At 69.2% G+C, this 20,540-nt stretch carries 14 protein-coding genes and 1 pseudogene; 9 read left to right on the top strand and 6 right to left on the bottom strand.

The genetic code is table 11. From position 1 onward, the window contains the following. Window positions 1-13 precede the first annotated feature (13 nt). The gene (locus KILIM_RS01530; protein ID WP_040561806.1) at window positions 14-955 is read right to left on the bottom strand and encodes a LysR family transcriptional regulator; all 942 of its coding nucleotides are present in this window, start codon (window positions 953-955) and stop codon (window positions 14-16) included. Between the two features lie 84 nt (window positions 956-1,039). Between KILIM_RS01530 and KILIM_RS01535 the strand changes: the two genes are divergently transcribed. After that, window positions 1,040-1,966 (top strand): Sir2 family NAD-dependent protein deacetylase, encoded by a 927-nt coding sequence (locus KILIM_RS01535; protein WP_083875822.1) that lies wholly within the window; start codon window positions 1,040-1,042, stop codon window positions 1,964-1,966. Window positions 1,967-2,083: 117 nt separating this feature from the next. On the opposite strand, the gene lexA is transcribed toward KILIM_RS01535, so the two are convergent. Continuing rightward, window positions 2,084-2,770 (bottom strand): transcriptional repressor LexA, encoded by a 687-nt coding sequence (gene lexA / locus KILIM_RS01540; protein WP_006590845.1) that lies wholly within the window; start codon window positions 2,768-2,770, stop codon window positions 2,084-2,086. 317 nt (window positions 2,771-3,087) lie between these two features. Here lexA and KILIM_RS01545 point away from each other — a divergent pair, with 317 nt between their 5' ends. The 3 genes and pseudogenes from KILIM_RS01545 (at window position 3,088) to KILIM_RS01555 (ending at window position 7,574) form a co-directional block, all read left to right on the top strand. After that, window positions 3,088-3,570, top strand: a complete 483-nt coding sequence (locus KILIM_RS01545) for a LysM peptidoglycan-binding domain-containing protein (RefSeq protein WP_006590846.1) — start codon at window positions 3,088-3,090, stop codon at window positions 3,568-3,570. 531 nt (window positions 3,571-4,101) lie between these two features. After that, window positions 4,102-4,548: pseudogene (gene nrdR / locus KILIM_RS01550) on the top strand (transcriptional regulator NrdR); the annotation flags it as partial. Between the two features lie 131 nt (window positions 4,549-4,679). Then, entirely contained in the window at window positions 4,680-7,574 is a 2,895-nt protein-coding gene (locus tag KILIM_RS01555) for a vitamin B12-dependent ribonucleotide reductase (protein ID WP_006590848.1), read from the top strand. Between the two features lie 94 nt (window positions 7,575-7,668). Here KILIM_RS01555 and KILIM_RS01560 read toward each other — a convergent pair whose 3' ends face one another. Together KILIM_RS01560 and KILIM_RS01565 are read right to left on the bottom strand one after the other, a co-directional pair. Next, window positions 7,669-8,559 carry a serine hydrolase gene (locus KILIM_RS01560; protein ID WP_006590849.1) on the bottom strand — a complete coding sequence of 297 codons (891 nt, stop codon included), beginning with the start codon at window positions 8,557-8,559 and terminating at the stop codon, window positions 7,669-7,671. Continuing rightward, complete coding sequence (locus KILIM_RS01565; protein ID WP_006590850.1) at window positions 8,556-9,371, bottom strand: LysR family transcriptional regulator; 816 nt, start codon at window positions 9,369-9,371, stop codon at window positions 8,556-8,558. The genes KILIM_RS01560 and KILIM_RS01565 overlap by 4 nt, the downstream gene beginning before the upstream one ends. Before the next feature lie 171 nt (window positions 9,372-9,542). Between KILIM_RS01565 and KILIM_RS01570 the strand changes: the two genes are divergently transcribed. From KILIM_RS01570 to KILIM_RS01580, 3 genes are all read left to right on the top strand, one after another. Further along, window positions 9,543-11,441, top strand: a complete 1,899-nt coding sequence (locus tag KILIM_RS01570) for a penicillin-binding transpeptidase domain-containing protein (RefSeq protein ID WP_006590851.1) — start codon at window positions 9,543-9,545, stop codon at window positions 11,439-11,441. A 289-nt stretch (window positions 11,442-11,730) separates the two neighbouring features. Beyond that, window positions 11,731-12,012 carry a hypothetical protein gene (locus KILIM_RS23820; RefSeq protein ID WP_157551387.1) on the top strand — a complete coding sequence of 94 codons (282 nt, stop codon included), beginning with the start codon at window positions 11,731-11,733 and terminating at the stop codon, window positions 12,010-12,012. A 194-nt stretch (window positions 12,013-12,206) separates the two neighbouring features. Then, complete coding sequence (locus tag KILIM_RS01580) at window positions 12,207-13,586, top strand: CapA family protein (protein WP_006590853.1); 1,380 nt, start codon at window positions 12,207-12,209, stop codon at window positions 13,584-13,586. Here the strand turns inward: KILIM_RS01580 and KILIM_RS01585 are convergent. After that, window positions 13,567-14,457, bottom strand: a complete 891-nt coding sequence (locus KILIM_RS01585; RefSeq protein WP_006590854.1) for an alpha/beta fold hydrolase — start codon at window positions 14,455-14,457, stop codon at window positions 13,567-13,569. The genes KILIM_RS01580 and KILIM_RS01585 overlap by 20 nt on opposite strands. A 247-nt stretch (window positions 14,458-14,704) precedes the next feature. Here KILIM_RS01585 and hppD point away from each other — a divergent pair, with 247 nt between their 5' ends. Continuing rightward, a complete protein-coding gene (gene hppD, locus KILIM_RS01590) occupies window positions 14,705-15,910 on the top strand; it encodes a 4-hydroxyphenylpyruvate dioxygenase (protein WP_006590855.1) in 1,206 nt (401 codons plus the stop codon). A gap of 121 nt (window positions 15,911-16,031) precedes the next feature. Here hppD and KILIM_RS01595 read toward each other — a convergent pair whose 3' ends face one another. Beyond that, entirely contained in the window at window positions 16,032-17,483 is a 1,452-nt protein-coding gene (locus KILIM_RS01595; protein WP_246308507.1) for a sugar transferase, read from the bottom strand. A 681-nt stretch (window positions 17,484-18,164) separates the two neighbouring features. On the opposite strand from KILIM_RS01595, the gene KILIM_RS23015 reads away from it, so the two are divergent. Further along, window positions 18,165-20,441 (top strand): glycosyltransferase, encoded by a 2,277-nt coding sequence (locus tag KILIM_RS23015; protein WP_006590857.1) that lies wholly within the window; start codon window positions 18,165-18,167, stop codon window positions 20,439-20,441. Window positions 20,442-20,540: the final 99 nt, after the last annotated feature.

Consider the following 20,540-nt stretch of genomic DNA (forward strand, 5'->3'; position numbering starts at 1 on the left):
CTCCAGGCGCGACTCAACTGTTGGCGGTGCACAGACCTTCGCCGATGCCCAGCGAGCGGGCGCCGTGGCACAGCGCATCGAGGGTGGTCGCCACGGCCGGGACGCGCTGCAGATCCGGGGTGGTGACGGCGTAGACGGTGCGTCGCGACGGGGGGTCGATCGGCACCGTCACGACATCCGGGTGCGAAGTGTTGCGCATGATGAGCCCCGGGATGAGCGCGATGCCGAGCCGATTGGCGACGAACGAGAGCACGGTGACATAGTCCTCGGTCTCGAACGCGACCCGCGGTACATAGCCAGCGTTCGAGCAGACCTGCAGCAGGTGCCCCCGGCAGCGGGGACAGCCGGCAATCCAGTCCTCGTCCGCGAGGTCCTCGAGCCGCACGACTCCGTCGGCGGCCCGAGGGTGATCGCGGGGCAGAGCCAGATGCACCTCATCCTCGAGCAGCGGATACGTGACGAACGCGTCGAGGCTCTCCTCCCCCCGAGCCAGATCTGTGCCCTCGTAGGAGAACGCGACCGCGATATCGCAGTCGCCGGCCCGGAGCGCCGCCAGCGACTCGGGCGGCTCCGCCTCCGTGAAGGTCACGCTGATGCCGGGATGGTCGCTGCGCACCTGCGCCAGCGCCATCGGCACCAACGTCGAGGAGGAGGACGGGAAAGCCATGAGCCGCACCCGCCCGGCGCGCAGGCCGGTGATCGCGGCGATCTCCTCCTCCGCGGCGTCCAACGAGGCCAACACGTTGACCGCGTGCCGGGCGAGCACCTGCCCCGCCTCGGTCAGCCGCACCGAGCGGCCCACCCGCTCGACCAGCGCAGTGCCGGTGCGCTGTTCCAAGCGGCGCACCATCTGCGAGACGGCCGGCTGGGAGTACCCCAGTGCCAGCGCGGCAGCCGTGAAACTGCCCTCCTCGGCGATGGCGCGCATCACACGAAAGCCAGCAGTGTCGATCATTGGGAAAGCATAACGCTGTGTTACCGGCGACGCGGGCCAAACTGGCAGACCCCGCGCCCGCATCGTCGATCCGGGCTGCGCAGAATGGGCGTTGTGAAGGCGACCGACTCGATCCCGCCGCTGCGGGTCACGCCGTCCTCCTGGCGTCCGCCGCCGGGGGCGCTGCCGACGGTCACGGGCACGCTCGCCGACTTGCGCGAACTGGTCAACGGCGGGGGAGTGGTCGCCCTCACCGGGGCGGGTATGTCGACCGAGTCGGGCATCCCCGACTATCGCGGACCCGACGGGGCACGCCGCGTGACCCCGATGACGATCGATCAGTTTCGCGACGAGTACGGCGCACGGCACTACTGGTCGCGCGCCTACGTGGGCTGGGACCGCTTTCGAGCAGCCCGACCCAACGTCGGGCACGTGGCCCTGGCCGAGCTGGAGCGTCGCGGACTCGTCGATGCGGTCATCACCCAGAACGTCGACGGCCTGCACCAGGAGGCGGGTAGCGGCACCGTGCTGGAGTTGCACGGCACCCTGACGACAGTCGTCTGCCTCGACTGCTCCGCTGTCTTCCGGCGCGAACACCTGCAAGCCGCCCTGGGGCGACTCAATCCCGGATTCGCGCAGGTCGCGCACGCCGCGCGAGGCTCCATCCGCCCCGACGGTGACGTCGAACTGCCCGGGGAGCTGGTGACCGACTTCCGGGTCGCCGCCTGCGAGGACTGCGGCGGCGACCAGCTCAAGCCCGACGTCGTGTTCTTCGGCGAGTCGGCGCACCGCGACGTCGTGGCTCGCTGCTTCGAGCGGATCGAATCGGCGCGGAGTCTGCTCGTGCTCGGGTCGTCGCTGGCCGTGATGTCGGGGCTGCGGTTCGTCCGCCGCGCGGCCCGGATGGGGCTCCCCGTCGCCATCGTGACCAACGGACCGACCCGCGGCGACGAGCTGGCGACGCTGCGCCTCACCGGTCCGCTAGGAGAGGTTCTGCCGGCGCTGGCCACAGCGGCCGACCGTACGACCTGACTGACCGGCTGACTGACCGGGCCGTGGCCCGGCCGGGACGTCCCGGGCCATTCGGGATCGGTGTATGACGCGACGCGACCCTCGCCGGGCGGGACGAGGGCCGCGTCGCGGGCTCTCTCAGACGCGGCGCAGGACCGCGGTCACCTTGCCGAGGATCGTCGCGTGGTCGCCGTTGATCGGCTCGTAGGCCGGGTTGTGCGGCATGAGCCACAGGTGGCCGTCGACGCGCTTGAACGTCTTGACCGTCGCCTCGTTGTCCAGCAGCGCGGCGACGATCTCGCCGTTGTCGGCCGTCGGCTGCTGGCGCACCACGACCCAGTCACCGTCACAGATCGCAGCATCGACCATGGAGTCGCCGCTGACCTTGAGCAGGAACAGGTCGCCCTCGCCGACGATCTGCTTGGGCAGCGGGAAGACGTCCTCGACCACCTCGTCGGCGGTGATCGGCACGCCCGCGGCGATGCGGCCGAGGACCGGCACATAGCTGGCCGCCGGCTTCTGGTCGTTGATGCCGGTCTCGTCCTCGTCGGTCGGGGCGCCCGGGAAGTTGTCGGGCAGCGCCACGATCTCCAGCGCCCTGGGCCGGTTGGGGTCGCGTCGCAGGTAGCCCTTACGCTCCAGCGCGCCCAGCTGGTGGGCCACGCTGCTCGGGCTCGTCAGGCCGACCGCTTGGCCGATCTCCCGCAGGCTCGGGGGATATCCGCGGCTCTCAACGGAATTGCGGATGACGAGCAGCACCTTGCGCTGTCTGCCGGTGAGCCCCCGCTTCACCGGGCGCTCGGGCAACTCGTGGATGTCGGCCATGTCGGTCCTCCTGGGGCCAGTCCTCGTCGCAGCCCTTGATCGAGCCGCCTGATGGTGAAACCGCTGGTCAGCGGCCAGACGCCGAATCTTGTCGGTGGTCGCTGCTTGAGTGGATGTCAAGCGGGAGTCTACCTGCCCGTCGTACATCAGTAGCAGGATGTGTGGCGGCGTGTCTGGACACGAGTTCGATCCTGTGATGTTATACGGACAGATGTTCTATCGAACAGTAGTGCTGTCGGCGACATTCGATCGCCGTGGTGGCTGGCGATGGACGAGGAGTTGCCCGTCGAAAGCGGGCGACGGAGCGGGAGGCACTCATGAGCGTTGTCGCGATGCCCGTTGCGGCACCTAAGAAGTCGGCGCGGCAGGCGCCCCGGCCGGCCTTGCGGCTCGTGCCCGCGGGCAGCGATGCGGTCGACCTGCACCCGGGCTGGGTCGCAGGCTTGACCCCGGGCTCGGCCGTCGCGCCGGAGGTGGCCAGGGGTGCACGGTCGGGTGCTCGCAGGGGTGCGGCTTTGCCGCTGCGGTTGACCCGGCGGGGTCGGCTGCTGCGCACCCTCGCGGCGTTCGCCGTACTGAGCCTGCTGGCCTGCTCGGCTGTTGGCCGGCTGAGCGCACCTGGTCCCTTGGTCGCCGACCGGGCGGTCACCGTCGCGCCGGGCCAGACGCTGACGCAGATCGCCTATGAGCAGCTGCCGCAGCGGCCGGTGGCCGAAGGGGTCGCGCTGCTGCGTGAGCTGAACAAGATGAACTCCACCCAGGTCGTCGCCGGGCAGAATGTGCTCATCCCGGCCCTCTGAGGATCGCGCCGAGGTCGGCGCCTGCTGAGGTCAGGGCCCGCTGGCGTTGTTGCGAGTTGAGCCCGTGGGGCAGCCGTCTACAAGGGCAGGGTCCGGGGCTTTCGGCGTGTCGCCGTGGCTCGTCGGGGTGAGGTGATGCACGCCACACTCCTGGTCGGTGTCGTGCGGCGCCTTTACCCCGCCTTGGAGATTGCTTGAGGGGTGCTTGGTCGCGTCTTGAGTCGCACTTTGAGTGCCGCGGGCACGACACGCCGACCCATCGTGCTCGGGGCCGCGCCCGGCTTGAACCTGGGGCGATCGACGCCTACGATCCCTACATCTAGTGGTTACACCGCTGTTATTCATCCACATGTAGTCCCCAGGTGGACGGTCGTTACACACAGTCCGTGCACACATCGTCCACAGGTTCATCCCCACGATCTCACGACCCCGACGGGTCCGATGACCGCTGCCCTCCGTCCGCACGGCGGGTGCCGGTCGCAGGTCACGGAGCTCGCCTACAGACGGAGCTCGCCTACAGAAGGAGGTGCCATGCACTGCCCGTTCTGCCGAAACGCCGACAGCCGCGTGATCGACAGTCGGACGGCCGACGACGGCGCCACGATTCGGCGCCGCCGCCAATGCCCCGCCTGCAGCCGGCGTTTCAGCACCAGCGAGACCGCGACCCTGACGGTCATCAAGCGGTCCGGGGTCACCGAGCCGTTCAGTCGCCCCAAGGTGGTCTCCGGAGTCCGCAAGGCCTGCCAGGGTCGCCCGGTGAGCGACGACGATCTGGCACTGCTGGCGCAACAGGTCGAGGAGTCCGTGCGCGCCAGCGGGCAGGCACAGATCGAGGCGCACGAGGTGGGCCTGGCGATCCTGAGCCCGTTGCGCCGACTCGACGAGATCGCCTATCTGCGCTTCGCCTCCGTCTACCAGGGGTTCGAGACCCTGGTCGATTTCGAGGAGGCCATCGCTCTGCTCCGAGCGGAACGGGACTTGAGCCAGACGCGGACCGATGTACCCGAGGCAGACGTCCTCATCCCAGCAAGCAGCACACCGTCACCAGACCAGGCCGCATCAACCGGCCACGGCTCAGCAACGCCGTCGCGGCAAGGAGGAAGCAACACATGACCGAGACCACCGGTGCGCGCACAGGGGCACGAAAGAGTGCGCCCAAGGGTGTGCAGATCGAGCGGATCTTCACGACGGAGGGTGTCCACCCCTACGACGCGGTGACCTGGGAGAAGCGGGACGTCGTCCAGCAAAACTGGAAGACGGGGGAGACGATCTTCGAGCAGCGGGGTGTGGAGTTCCCCGACTTCTGGTCGATCAACGCCAGCACCATCGTGACCACGAAGTACTTCCGCGGGGCGCTGGGCACCGAGCGTCGGGAGTCCTCGCTGCGCCAGCTCATCGACCGCGTCGTGCTGACGTACGTGGCGGCCGGTAAGAAGCACGGCTACCTGGCCACCGAGGAAGACGCCACCCTCTTCGAGCACGAGTTGACCCACTGCCTGCTGCACCAGATCTTCAGCTTCAACAGCCCCGTCTGGTTCAACGTCGGCACCCCGAGCCCGCAGCAGGTCTCCGCGTGCTTCATCCTCGCCGTCGACGACTCCATGGACTCGATCCTGAACTGGTACAAGGAGGAGGGGTTCATCTTCAAGGGCGGCTCCGGCGCCGGCCTGAACCTCTCGCGCATCCGCTCCAGCAAGGAGCTGCTCTCCTCCGGCGGCACCGCCTCGGGGCCGGTGAGCTTCATGCGGGGCGCCGACGCCTCGGCCGGCACCATCAAGTCGGGCGGCGCGACCCGCCGCGCGGCCAAGATGGTTGTGCTCGACGTCGACCACCCCGACATCGAGGAGTTCGTCGAGACCAAGGCGCGCGAAGAAGACAAGATCCGCGCGCTGCGCGACGCCGGCTTCGACATGGACCTCGGCGGCAAAGACATCGTCTCCGTCCAGTACCAGAACGCCAACAACTCGGTGCGCGTCAGCGACGAGTTCATGCGCGCCGTCGAGGACGGCCGCACCTTCGGCCTGCGAGCCCGCATGACCGGCGAGGTCATCGACGAGATCGACGCCCGCACCCTTTTCGGCAAGATCGCCAAGGCCGCGTGGGAGTGCGCCGACCCGGGCATCCAGTACGACGACACGATCAACGACTGGCACACCAACCCCGAGACGGGGCGCATCACCGCGAGCAATCCCTGCAGCGAGTACATGAGCCTGGACAACTCCAGCTGCAACCTGGCGAGTCTCAACCTGCTGAAGTTCCTGCGCGACGACGACACCTTCGACGCCGCCACCTTCGCCAAGGTCGTCGAGCTCGTCATCACCGCGATGGACATCTCGATCTGCTTCGCCGACTTCCCGACGGAGTCGATCGGTGAGACCACCCGCGACTACCGCCAACTGGGCATCGGTTACGCCAACCTCGGCGCGCTGCTCATGGCCACCGGCCACGGCTACGACTCCGAAGGGGGCCGCTCGCTGGCGGCCTCGATCACCTCGCTGCTCACCGGGGCGGCGTACCGACGATCGGCGCAACTGGCCGGCATCGTCGGTCCCTACGCGGGGTACGCCCGCAATGCCGAGGCCCACCAGCGGGTGATGCGCAAGCACCAGGCCGCCAACGACACGATTCGCACCCTGGACGAGATGGACTCGGGCGTGCACCGCCTGGCCACCAAGGCGTGGGACGACGTCGTGCGCCTCGGGGCCCGCTCCGGCTTCCGCAACGCTCAGGCCTCGGTGCTGGCGCCGACCGGCACTATCGGCTTCATGATGGACTGCGACACCACCGGCATCGAACCCGACTTCTCGCTGGTCAAGTTCAAGAAGCTCGTCGGTGGCGGCTCCATGCAGATCGTCAACCTGACCATCCCGCGCGCCTTGAAGAAGTTGGGCTACCAGAACGAGCAGATCGAGGCGATCGTCGAGTACATCGCCGAGAACGGCCACGTCATCGACGCGCCCGGCCTGAAGACCGAGCACTACGAGGTCTTCGACTGCGCGATGGGCGCCCGAGCGATCCAGCCGATGGGCCACGTGCGGATGATGGCGGCCTGCCAGCCGTTCCTCTCCGGCGCCATCAGCAAGACCGTCAACCTGCCCGAAGAGGCCACGGTCGAGGAGATCGCCGAGGTCTATCAGCAGGGCTGGAAGCTCGGGCTCAAGGCACTGGCGGTCTACCGCGACAACTGCAAGGTCGGCCAGCCGCTGTCCGACGCCAAGGCCAAGAGTGGGTCGGCCGGGGCGGGCGAGGCCGTCGTCGAGAAGGTCGTCGAGTACCGGCCGGTGCGCAAGCGCCTGCCCAAGCGGCGCAACTCCCAGACGACGTCGTTCTCCGTCGGCGGGGCCGAGGGCTACCTGACGGCCAGCTCGTACCCCGACGACGGACTCGGCGAGATCTTCCTGAAGTTCGGCAAGCAGGGCTCGACCCTGGCCGGTCTCATGGACGCCTTCTCCCTCGCGGTGTCCGTCGCGCTGCAGTACGGCGTCCCGCTGGAGACCTACGTCGAGAAGTTCACCAACCTGCGCTTCGAGCCCGCCGGCCTGACCGACGACCCCGACGTGCGGATGGCGCAGTCGATCATGGACTACGTCTTCCGCCGGTTGGCGCTGGACTTCCTCGACTTCGAGACCCGCGACTACCTCGGCATCCACTCGGCAGAAGAGCGGGCTCGGCAGTTGGAGACCGGCTCCTACACCGCCGATGAGTCCGAGGACCTCGAGGACGAGCTGGCGAACTTCTCCCAGACCCCGGCGCCCAAGCGCGACCCCCAGCAGGGCCAGGTGCCGGCCGTCGAGAACGCTCGGGCCGCCGAGGTGAAGTCCGGCGCCGGCGCGGCCGCCGTCCGACCGGCGGATGCCGACGTGCACTCCTCCGCGGAGCTGTTCGAGAAGCTGCAGGGCAAGGCCGCCGACGCGCCCATGTGCATGACGTGTGGCACGAAGATGCGCCCCGCCGGCAGTTGCTACGTCTGCGAAGGATGCGGCAGCACCAGCGGCTGCAGCTGAAAGCGCCACAATCAGCAGGTGCACCGTGGTTGGGCCGATCCGGCGGTCGGCCCAACCACGCACCGCCATTAGGAAGGGTGATGATCGACCACCGTCATTGGGTTTGAGGGGCGCGGCGGAGACGGTTCACGGCCAGGCGGGCGATCGTCCCGATTGCCGCGTCGACGCGCGGCTGGTGCGTCTCGGGGCGAAGTGAGCGAGTCATTATCGCGACAGCGATCGGGGTCTCCTCGGGGTACTCGATGACCGCAATCTCGTGGCGCAGACGCCCGAGCGTCCCTGTTTTTCCGGCGATGGTGACGTCGTCGTGGGGGAAGCCGGTTCCGACCCGGTGGCGCCATGCCTGGTGGCGCATCCCTGCGCGGACCGGTTCGGCGTACCCGGTGGTCCAGAGTTGGGCGAGCATCGAGGTGAGGTCCCGCGCCGTGGAGCTGCTTGTCAGGGCGGGATCGTACTCCGATGTCGTTCGGTCGGTGGACGGGTCGGCGAGGGCTTGGAGGGCCTCGTCGAGGGTTCGCCCCCCGCTCTCGGCGATGACGGCGCGCATCGCATCGGCGGTCCCACGGCGGGCAGTGGTGCTGGTGCAGCCTGACCGCACGATCCAGTTTTGAACGGCAGCGTGGCCGACCAAGTCGAGCACGGCGGTGGCGCTGGCATTGTCGGACAGCGCAAGCATCATCCGGATGCAGTCGCGTTGGCTCAGCACCACGTCGTCCAGGAGTGCGCTGACGCCAGTAGGTCCGGCCGTTCGATTGTCCCGAAGCAACGTGACAGCGGCTGTCGCATCGAGGGTCCCGGCGTCGACCTGCTCGGCCCAGCAGCCGGCCAGGGGCACCTTGTAGAGCGAGGCCATGGGGACGGGCACGTCGGCGTCGAGGGCGACCTCATCGGCGGCGTCGGTGACGCGGCGTGCGTGGACCCACACCTGGACGCCCGAGTCCTCGGCCAGGAAGTCCAGGCGAGAGATGAGCTCGTCTTGGTTCATCGCATCGCAGTCTCGATAAGCCTGGAGAGGCGGGCGTGGTCTATGCCAGGGCGTTGCTCGGTGATGACGGGGACAACCACCCGGAACCGCATCGGTATCTGCGCGGAGTTGTGAGTGTCCTGCGAGTCGGCAACACCTCTGGTGATTCCGGTGCCCATGCCCGCCGCGATCCATGCCTGCCGTTCTTGGTGGAGCTCGATCTCACGAACCGGGTTGTCGAAGCCCAGCCTGTGGAGGTGATCGACGATCTGGTCGTGCGCGGCAGGGTGGTGTGCGCGAGGTGGCAGGACGACGGGTGCCCCGCGTTCGAGAGCGTCGGCATCGATGGTCCCCCGGACGGTGAGGACGTCCCCGGCGAGGAGCCCATCGACAGGGGACGGGTGGCGGACGAGAGCGATGTCGAGGTCGCCTTCTCGCAGCTCACCGAGGAGTTCGTTGCTCCCCGCCAACCGGGGACTGATGTGAACGTCGGCGGCAGCGAGGTGGGCCATAACGCGCCCCGCGTAGTCGTCGAGATCGGGGGATAGGCCGACTCTGACCACGACGTCGTCGGTCCATCCTCGGGCGGTCTCGACGAATGTGTCGGCCTGCCCGACGAGCTCTCGGGCTTCGGGCAGCAGCGCGGCCCCCGATGGGGTGAGTGCAACCCGGCGAGCGTCCCGGTCGAAGAGCCGCTGTCCCAGGTGTCGCTCCAGCCGCTGGATTCCCTGCGAGAGCGGAGGTTGTGCCATCGCGAGGCTGGCCGCTGCGTTGCCGAAGTGACGGTGCTCGGCCACGGCGATGAAGAAGCGCAGGTGCCTGACGAGGTCCACCTGATCAGGCTAAACCCCAATGATATGAGATGAATATGAGATGAGGCGATCCATAGTCTTTGACTCTTGATGCGTGACGGGGAAGCGTTGGGTCTCATGAGCAGACGAGGCGAACGCCGCGATGCGCCGGCGACAGGCCTGCTGAGCCGTCGGAGCCGCAGCCTTCGGGGCATGGCCATCGCCGTGGCGTTGGCACTCTTCGCAGGCAGCGGTCTCGTTGGCTGGTGGTGGCACGGCATGCGTCAGAGCGACCTGGCGCTGGACAGCGCTCGTTCCTTCGCGGCACAGGTCGCGGATGACCTCCAAGGCGGTCGACCGCTGGCGGGACTTGACGGCGCCCCCGACGCCGAGGAGATGGCGACACTCCTCGAAGGGATGGGCAAGATCCCCCACGCCGTCACTGTGGCAGGGGTCGACCTCGACGAGGACCGGAAGAAGGGCGTTGTCACTCTCAATCACGAGTGGCGGGTACACGCGGACAAGACTCCGTGGGCGTACCCCACCACGGTGGCTATCGAGCGGGACGGCGAGAGTTGGCGCAGTGGCTGGGACGCCGAGATCCTGGTGCCCGGCCTTCGGGAGGGTGAGAACCTGAGGGCTCGCCGCCTGCTGGCTGCCCGTGGCGAGATCCTGGGGGATGGCGACGCCTCGCTGGTCACCGCTCGCCCGGTCGTGCGGATCGGCATCGACCGAGGGGAGGCCTCGTCGAAGGCTGCCGCAGCCCGCAGCGCGCGCACGGTGGCTCGGCTCGTCGATGTCGACCAAGGCCCCTTCGTGGCCGCCGTCGTGGGTGCCGGTCCCAAGGCGTTCGTCGAGGCCATCACACTGCGCGCGGACACCACGGGCATCGACTCACTGAGCATCGAGATGGACTCCATCGACGGGGCCCGAGTCATCGAAGACGTGCTGCCTCTGGCCCCGAGCAGCACTTTCGCACGCCCGATCCTCGGCAGTGTTGGCCCGGCGACCGCCGAGCAGGTAGAGCAGTCCAAGGGCGCGGTTCGCGCTGGAGACATCGTCGGCCTGGGCGGCTTGCAAGCCGCCCAGAACAAGCGACTCCAAGGCATCCCGGGGTACGTCGTCGAAGCGGTGAAGGACGACGGCTCCACCCGCGAGCTGCACGCCGTCGACGCCAAGCACGGCCAGTCGGTCCGCACCACCCTGAGCGAGGAGCAACAGTCCGCTGCGGAAGCCACCCTGGCCCACATCAAGCCCGCCAGCGCGATCGTGGCGATCCGTCCTTCAGACGGCCACGTCCTGGCCGCGGCTAGCGGACCCGGCAGCAAGGGGTATTCGACTGCCACCCTGGGGCAGTACGCGCCAGGCTCAACCTTCAAGGCTGTGACCGCCCTGGCCCTGCTCCGCAACGGCCTAACCCCGCAGAGCAGCGTGCCCTGCACAACCACGACGACCGCTGATGGACGGTCCTTCAAGAACTACGACAACTATCCCGCCACCGGGACCGGGAACATCCCCTTCGCCACCGCGTTCGCCAACTCCTGCAACACCGCCTTCATCGCCGAAAGGGATCGACTGGCGCCCGACTCCCTCTGGGGCGCTGCTGCCTCACTCGGCCTGACTCAGTCACCTCAGCTCGGAGTCCCGTCCGCGTTGGGAGACGTCCCCGACGCAGATACCGAGGTCGACCTTGCCGCGGCCATCATCGGCCAGGGCAAGGTGCTGGCTACCCCGCTCGGGATGGCCACCGTGGCGGCCAGCATCCAGCACGGATCGATCGTGACTCCCCGCATGGTCCTCGACGCCGAGCTCACCCCGACGCCCGCGGTCGTGGCCCCGCTCACTCCCGCGGAGGGCGAGCAGGTCCGCTCACTGATGCGGGGCGTGGTCACCCAAGGCTCTGCGACCTTCCTCGCCGACGTCCCCGGCGGTCCAGTCCTGGCGAAGACCGGCACCGCCGAGTACGGCACCGACTCCCCACCCAAGACGCACGCCTGGATGATCGGGATCCACGACGACCTCGCCGTCGCTGTCTTCGTCGAGGACGGAGCCGGCGGCGCCTCGACGGCCGGCCCCCTCCTGGAGGACTTCCTGCGTCGGATCGATGGGTGACGATGCTGTGATGACGACACCAGGCCAGGCGCAGGCAGCATGGCCAAGGGCCGGAGCGGCAGCGGTCGCGCTCGCCATCCTTGTCGCGGTGCTGGGCTGCTTCGCTCCACCGGTGGTCATCGGGGGCCTCCTGGCTCCCCCCTTCGCAGTCCACGCAAGCTTGGTCGTGGGAGCCCTCGTTGCCGCGGTCTGGATCGGGGTGCAGACCGGCCGACCCAGGGTCCCGGGACTTATCGGCACCGGGCTCCTCTGCCTCTCTCTTGTGTGCCTCCACTCGTCGGAGTCCCTGATGACGACGACATTCACGATCCTCGAACCCGCCGGCGCGGACGGCTGCCGCGTCGTGGCCCGCGAGTCCGCCTTTCTCATGAGCGGTGACGCGTCAGTTGGCGCCATCGGTCGCCACGGCGGGCCAGTGTGGATGACGGGCCATTACTTCGTCGACGACGGCGGCACCCCGATCCGTAACGGCGACTACCAGCTGAAATGGGACAAGGACGGCAGCGCCTCCCTCCTCGTCTCGCAGGCCTATGACTTCGACCCGATCGAGCCAGAGCTGTCCTGCCGATGATGTCCGACGCGAAGTCCGCGGCCCACCCGCTGGCGTTTGGGCTGCGTCGCTGCGTCCCCGCGTCGCCGCGCTACCGACGCGGGCGAGCCGGTCGACAAGGAGTGTCCAGCGGGCCATCTGCCGTCGAAATGGCATGATGGAGAGGATGTTTCGCCGCTGAGCGGCGCCGTTGGGGGGTCAACTTCGGAGGCTCGATGACCTCACCCCGCGGGGCCCGACGCGCTGCTGCTCCGGCGCGGCGAGCCATCGTCACCCTGCTGGCGGTCGTCGGACTGCTCGGGGTCATTGCCTGCCAGCGGGCGGCCTCGCCGCCGGACCGGGCGTCGACGGTCACCCAGGCAGCCACACAGCGCGAGGCCCCACCGATCGGACACGGCGGTCAGCTCGCCGTGGAAGAGGCCGCGCAAGCGCCGGCGTACGGGCCGACGGACGGCCCGACCCAGGGCGCGGGTGCCCCGTCGCCAGAGCGCACGCCCGCGCCGGCCCAAAGTGTGACCGTCGTGCTCACCGGCGACACGCTCGTGCATCCGCCACTGTGGCGCACCGCCGAGCGCGACGCCTCGGCGACAAAGCGCGCCGGCGAACTGGACTTCCGGCCGATGCTGGCCGCGATGCGCCCGCTGATCGACGGGGCCGACGCCGCGGTCTGCCACCTGGAAACCCCCGTCGCCGAACCCGGCGGCCCCTACCGCGGCTATCCGGCGTTCTCGGTGCCGCCGCAGATCCTCGACGCCCTGGCGTGGGTCGGCTACGACGGCTGCACCACCGCCTCCAATCACAGCCTCGACGCCGGGTTCGCCGGCCTGATCCACACGATCGACGCCATGGCCGCGGCCGGCTTGGGCCACACCGGCACCTGGGCCACCGCCGCGGACGCCGGCAGCCCCCTGATGATCGAGGCGCGCGGCGTGCGCATCGCCGTCATCACCGGCACGTACGACACCAACGGCATCCCGCTGCCGCGCAACGCCCCCTGGTCGGTGGCGCTGCTGGACCCGGCCCGCCTCATCGCCTCCGCCAAGGCGGCCCGAGCGGACGGCGCCGATCTCGTGCTCGCCGGCCTGCACTGGGGTGCGGAGTACGCCAGCACGCCGACCGCAGCGCAGCGCCGGATCGCCCGCACCCTCGCGGACTCGGGCCAGATCGACCTCATCTACGGCCACCACGCCCATGTCGTGCAGCCCTTCGATCGGATCGGCGACACGTGGGTGCTCTACGGCCTGGGCAACGCCGTTGCCCACCACGCGACTCGGGCGCCCGGCGTGGACGACGGCGTTGCCGCCCGAGTCACCTTCACTCGTGCCCGGAGTGCCCCCGCCGCCCCCGAGCCAGGCGGGTCGAAGCAGAGGCGTTGGTCCACCGAGCGGGTGGAGTACGTGCCCACGACCGTGCTGCGCAGCACGGGCGAGCGGCCGGCCAGGATCGTCCCCCTGGAGGTCGCTGCAGCGGACCGCGGGGTGAGCGCCGCCGAACGCGCCCGCCTCGAGCGGGCCCGCGACGCGGTGTCCGGCACCGTTCGATCGCTGCGGGCGCCGGGGATCGAACGGGCGCAGGCTAGCGTCCCAACTCGCTGAGAAAAGCTGACAGCTCGGCACGGAAGCGGTCGGAGGCCTCCAGGTGGGCCCAGTGCCCGCAGTCGTCGACGAGCACGAGGCGGGCGTCGGGCATGCGCCGGGCCGCGTCGACCGACCCCGACGGCGAGACGAGCGTGTCTTGGCGGCCGTGGAAGAACAGGGTGGGCGCTCCGATCTCGTGCACGACCGGGAGCAGGTTGTTGCGCATCCGGGTCGGCGCCAGCGACGCCTGGTTGTAGCGGCGGTAGCCCATGCCCTCGGGGTGGCGGGCAGCCTCGGCCAGAAACTCCGTGCGCACCTGCGGCGGCAGCGTAGCCACGTCGTGGACCATCGAAGTGAGCGCCTTCTCCACGTACCGGTTGGCCAGTCGGGCCAGCGGGTCCATCGCCCGATCCGGCAAGCTCGCCAATGTCCACGCCACGAGATTCGCCTGGCGGTTGCGGAACACCGGGACCAGTCCGCCCGGTGCGATGAGCACGAGGCCCGCGGCCAGGTTCGGATGCCGCAGCGCGACCTGCATCGCGACGTCACCACCCATCGACACGCCGACGACGACCGCCCGCGCCACCCCCAGGCGCCCGGCCATCGCAGCGACGAAGTCCCCTTGGTCGCGCGGCCCGCCCACCGGCTCCACCTGGGTATACCCGAATCCGGGCAGGTCCAAGGCCAGCACCTCGCGGTCGGCACCGAAGGCCTCGAACAGCTCGAACCACGAGATCGCGGCGTTGTCCGACCCGCCGCCGTGGATCAACAGCAGCGGCAGCGCCCCACCCGGCGTGGCGTTCGCGGTGCTGCGCAGCACCCGGACCCGCCCCAGGTTCGTTTCCAGGTACTCCTCGCGGGCTCCCGGCGGAATGAGTCGGCTCGTCATACGTGCCAGGTTTCCCGATCGGGCTCGCGTTCGCTACTCAGCGACCCGGGCTCATCGAGGAGTGCGCAATATGTGCAGTCAATAGACGTTATTGCTCTACAAAGTGCACATGTCCACTACCGCAGCTCGTGACCGTTGACCGGTCGCCCCCTGTGGTCGAGACTTGCCAGCACGACGACCTCCGGCCGCCGCCGATCGCGAGCGCCCCGGAGGCGATCCTGCAGTCAACCCCCGAAGGAGTGGGCCCATGAGTTTTCAGGAGACGTTGACCAACGAGGAGAAGCTGGCCGACCTGGATGTCGATCAGCTGAAGAAGCTGGTCGGGCTGGTCGAGTACGACGAGTCCGGCGACGAGTTTCCCGTCACCGGCTGGGACGCGATCGTCTTCGTCGTCGGCAACGCCACCCAGGCGGCGCACTATTACCAGTCCGCCTGGGGCATGGAGCTGGAGGCGTACTCCGGCCCGGAGCACGGCAACCGCGATCACAAGGCATTCGTGCTGCGCAGCGGCTCGATCCGGTTCGTGCTCAAGGGTGCGGTCGACCCCGACAGCGAGCTGGTCGCCCACCACACCCGCCACGGCGACGGCGTCGTCGACATCGCCCTCGAGGTGCCCGACGTCGACAAGTGCATCGCCCAGGCCAAGAAGGTCGGCGCGACCGTCCTCGTCGAGCCGCACGACGAGACCGACGAGCACGGCACCATCCGTATCGGTGCGATCGCCACCTACGGCGAGACCCGCCACACCCTCATCGACCGCTCTCGGTACAACGGCCCCTACCTGCCCGGCTACGTCGCGCGCTCCAGCACCTTCGTCAAGCGCGACGGGGCCCCCAAGCGGCTGTTCCAGGCGCTGGACCACATCGTCGGCAACGTCGAGCTCGGCAAGATGGACGAGTGGGTCGGCTTCTACAACAAGGTCATGGGCTTCACGAACATGGCCGAGTTCATCGGTGACGACATCGCCACCGACTACTCCGCGCTCATGTCCAAGGTCGTCGCCAACGGCAACCACCGGGTGAAGTTTCCGCTCAACGAGCCGGCGATCTCCACGCACAAGTCGCAGATCGACGAGTACCTGGACTTCTACCGCGGTCCGGGCGCCCAGCACCTCGCGCTGGCCACTAACGACATCCTGGCCACCGTCGACGCTCTGCGCGCCGAGGGTGTCGACTTCCTCGACACTCCCGACTCCTACTACTCCGATCCCGAGCTGCGCGAGCGCATCGGGCAGGTTCGCGTGCCCATCGAGGAGTTGCAGAAGCGCGGCATCCTCGTGGACCGCGACGAGGACGGCTACCTGCTGCAGATCTTCACCAAGCCCCTCGGCGACCGCCCGACGGTCTTCTTCGAGCTCATCGAGCGTCACGGCTCCCTCGGCTTCGGCAAGGGCAACTTCAAGGCCCTGTTCGTCGCCCTCGAGCGCGAGCAGGCCCGCCGCGGCAACCTGTAAACCTCTGCAGCCCCATCCCCACTGGCCTGAACGGCGGGGATGGGGCTGGGCATGCGAGAGGCGCTCAACCCGGACCCCAATCCAGGTTGAGCGCCTCTTCGTGTGCGCAGCGGTGCGAGCGTCAGTAGGCGCCGGAGCCGGCGACGACTGCGCGGAACGTGCGGAACAGGATCTGCAGGTCGACGATCGGCGACCAGTTGTCGACGTAACGCAGGTCGAGGCGGATCGACTGCTCCCAGTCGAGGTCGCTGCGGCCGCTGATCTGCCACAGGCCGGTCATGCCGGGACGCACGTGCAGACGGCGCATCGCGTCGGGCTCGTACTGCTCGACCTCGGCCTGGCTCTGCGGGCGCGGGCCGACGAGCGACATCGTGCCGAAGAGCACGTTGAACAGCTGCGGCAGTTCGTCGAGGGAGTACTTGCGCAGGAAGTGACCGATGCCGGTGATGCGCGGGTCACGCTTGAGCTTGAACTGCACCGAGTTGCCCTCGGACATGTGCAGCAGGGACTCGAGCTTCTTCTCCGCGTCGACGCACATCGTGCGGAACTTGAAGATCGTGAACATGTCGCCGCGCACCCCGACGCGCTTCTGCTTGAAGATCACCGGACCGGGGTCAGTCACCTTGATCGCGATGGCGATCGCGATGAGCAGCGGCGACAGGCCCAGGATGAGGAAGAACGCCAGCGTGCGGTCCATGAGGCTCTTGAGGATGACCGAGCGGCGCGTGGCCGCCGGACGCTCGATGTGCAGCAGCGACATGTCCGTGGACTGGCGGATCGACAGTCGCGGACCCGCGACATCGAGCAGACCCGTGGAGACGACGAGCTCGACCCCGCGCTCCTCCAGCGCCCACGCCAGCCGGCGCAGCTGCTTGCCGACCAGCTCGGGGTGGGACGTGACGACCACGACCTCCGCGTCGCACAGATCCACCGCGGAGATGGCCTCCAACGGCGTCCCCAGTACGGGCACACCATCGATATCGGTCGTGGAGTTCCAGTTCGAGTCCATCGCCGAGGTGCACACAGCGACCGGCTCCATGCCCTGGTCGGGGGAGCTCTTGATGTTGCGGATCAGCTCGGCGACCGCGTCGGCGCGACCGACGACGACGGTGCGCTGCATGAGCACGCCGCTGCGACGGTTGTGGTGCAGCCAGTGCCGCATGAGCCGACGCACCAGCACGCCGAGCAGGAACAGCCCGACGATCAGGGTGATGACGTACATCCGGCTCCACTGCACCTTGACGAACAGGCCGGCGACGGCCAGCAGGCCGAGCAGCATGATCGTCGCGCGGCCCACCGCGCGATACTCCTCGTCGGAGACGCCCAGGTAGCGGCGCTCGTAGGCCCGCGACATCGCCAGCGTGAGTACCCAGACGATCGGCATGGCCAGGCTGGCCAGGATGTAGCCGCGACCGACGTCGGCCGACGCGGGCCCGATGATGAGAGCGAGCGTCACCACGAGGCCGCCGACCAGGAAGTCGAGCCCCAGCAGGCGACGCGTGTACTTGTCGGCCCACGTGCCGGACCGATGCGAGTGCGCGAAGATGTCACCGTCCATCGACGGTGTGGTCAAGGCTGTCGCACCCCGCTGCGACGCCGAACCGGCTGCCGTGTGCGGAAGTTCGACACGCCGCGCGTGCCGGGATTCCCGAGCAGCCTCTCGTTCATGAATGGACAACAGAAGTCCCCTCCCAATACAAATCAGCCCGCACCCGCGCGCCAAAAGGCACGTGCGATGCAGCCCCCGATCCCCATGTCGCCGGCCCCTGGGTCCCCCGTGGTTCCGAACGGCCGACTTGGACGACAGACCAGAGTCTAGACAAAGTTCTCCGTGAACGTCACGTCACGAGCGTGTCGCATGCGCAAGGCACCGGAGCAACACCTGCCGGCGGGCGGTCGGCGCCGTCGGCTCCGCCCATGAATCTGGTCGGGCCACAGCCTATCCCGGGTCGACCGAAGAGTTTGAACGGGCGTCCGAGGCGGGTGTTAACAGGCCGAACGGTGAGACGAACGGGCGGCTGTGGGGCCTGCCCAACGGCCTCCGGTCGATGTGGTGAGGCGCCCGGGTGGGGGAGCGGGGTAGGGTCGCCCAGGGGAAATTTCGCGCTCTGCGCGGCACGGGGGGATCGGGAAGGACATGACGCACACAGCTATGACATCGACAGCTATGACATCGACAGGGCCGCTAGGGCGCACGACCGGCACGGGGCCGGCACCACTGAAGAACGACACGACGATCGGCATGAGGGTCGGCATGAACAACGACACGAAGATCGACGCGAGCGCCGACGCCGTCGGCTGGGACGATCTCGAGGTCGTGCTCGTCAGCTACCGCAGCCGCGACCACGTCGAGGCGCTGCTCGACTCGTGGGGCCAGCAGCTGCCGGTCGTCGTCGTCGACAACTCCGGGGATGTCGACGGGCTGCGCGAGCTCGCGGACGGCCGCCCCAACGTTCGCTACGTCGACGGCGGCGGTCAGGGTTTCGCCCGCGCCGCCAACCGCGGGGCTTTCAGCAGCACCGCGCCTTATGTCGCCTTCGTCAACCCGGACTCTCGGCCCACCGCCGAGGACCTGCTGGCGCTGGCCCGCGGAGTGGCGCAAGACCCCGGGGCCGTGTCGCACGCCGCGACGGTCACCGGTCACGACGGTGATGTCGAGATCGGCGTCGGCGGCTGGGAGCCGACCCTGGCGCGCACCGCCACCTACGCCTTCGGGCTGCACAAGCGTTTCCCCCGGCACGGCATCTACGCCAAGCCGCAGCTCGGTGAGCACATCGAGCTGGAGTGGACGACCGGAGCCTGCATGGTCGTGCGCGGCCCCGAGTTCACCCGCCTCGGCGGCTTCGACGAGTCCTTCTACGTCTACAACGAGGACATGTCGTTCGGCCGCCGCGCCCGCGAAGAGGGCCTGACCCAGGTGCTGCGCTCCGACGTCGTCGTGCGCCACGGCGCCGGCGGCTCCGGGGCGCCCTCGGTCGAGATGTTGCGGCTGCGCGGCGCGTCCTTCGCCAACTACGTCGAGCGCTACCACAGCGGCGTGCCCGCCAAGGTGATGCGGGCGTCGATGGCCACCGGCTACGCCCTCCGCGCCGCCCAGCAGAAGCTGGCCGGCAACGACGACCTGTCGCGCCAGTACCGCGCCGTCATCGGCGGCCTCGTGCAACGCACCGCCCACGTCGGCGGTGTGGAGGTCGCCCGGCAGCGGTTCAACGACACTGCGCCGCAGCACGGCACCGGCAGCGGCACCGAATCCGGCCACGACTCGGCGCTGATCGTCGCGGACGACTCGGTGACCGACCAGGCGCCCTTCCTCCTGATCACCAAGGAGTTCGGCGTGCCGGCCACCTCCGGGGGCATGCTGCGCACGCTGGCGTTGGTTCGCTGGCTCGCGCGTCGCGGCCCCGTCGTCGTGGTGCACCCCAAGGGAGTGCACGGCGCCCGCCTCGCCGACCCGACCGCCGACTCGATGCCCGACTCGATGCCCGACTCGGGCATCGAGCCGGAGATCGTCATCGAGCAGTTGCGGCAGGCGCCACCGCGCAGCCTGGCCCACGACGCCGTGTCGGCGTTCACGTACCGCAGCCTCGGGGCACCCCGCACCTGCGGCGCCGGCCTGTTGACGGGGCTGCGCGAGAGCCTGGACCAGCTGGGTCCGTTCCGCGCGGCGATCGTCGACCACACGTGCGTCTTCGGGGTGGAGTCGCTGCTGCCCGCGCAGCTGCCGGTCGTGCTCAGCACCCACAACGTCGAGTCCGACCTCATGCGCCAGCGCGCCGACGCCGAGTCGGGCTGGCAGCACTATGCCGCGCTCGCCGAGACGCGGCTGCTGCGGCGCCTGGAGATGGGGGTCGGGGCCCGTCGTCCCACCGTCGTCTGCACGGCCGCCGACGGCGCGGCCGTGACCGCGGACACCGACGGTAACGCCGTCGTCGTGGCCCGCAACGGTGTCACCCCGCCCAGCCGGCCCCTACGCGCGGAGGCGCTCGCCGCGGGCGCCATCAACACCGACGAGTTGCTGTTCACCGGCGCGCTGGACTGGCGGCCCAACATCAACGGCATCCTGTGGCTGCTGGAGTCCGACGCCTGGAAGGCGCTCTGCCAGGAGCGGCCGAACCTGGTGCTCACCGTCGCGGGCCGCAATCCGTCGCCGGAGTTCGTGCAGCGCGTGCAGGCCGCCGACGGCGCCCGGGTCGAGGCCGACGTGCCGAGCATGGAGCCGCTGCTGACGCGGGCCCGCCTCGGTGTCGCCCCCCTCTTGGAGGGCGGCGGCTCGCGCATCAAGCTGCTGGAGTACGCGGCCTACGCCCTGCCGAGCGTCTCGACGTTCGTCGGCGCCTCGGGGCTCGACGGCCTGCCGGAGGTCGCGGTGCGCCAGACTCCGGAGGACGCCCAGGCCTTCTGCGACGCGCTCCGTGCGGCCCTCGACCACGGCCCCACCGTCCTCGACGAGGCCGTTGTCGCTACCGTGCTCGACCGCTACGGCTGGGACCGGGCTCTGGCACCCATCGCCGATCTGCTCGACGTCGTCTGAGCGCGGGCACCGCGGCGGGCGCGCGCTGCTCGCGCATGGAGCCAGCCCGCATCGAGCTGCCGCCGCGAGAGTCACAGTTCGCGGCGGCACGCACAGCCA

It is taken from the genome of Kineosphaera limosa NBRC 100340 (assembly GCF_000298215.1).
Lineage (GTDB): Bacteria > Actinomycetota > Actinomycetes > Actinomycetales > Dermatophilaceae > Kineosphaera > Kineosphaera limosa.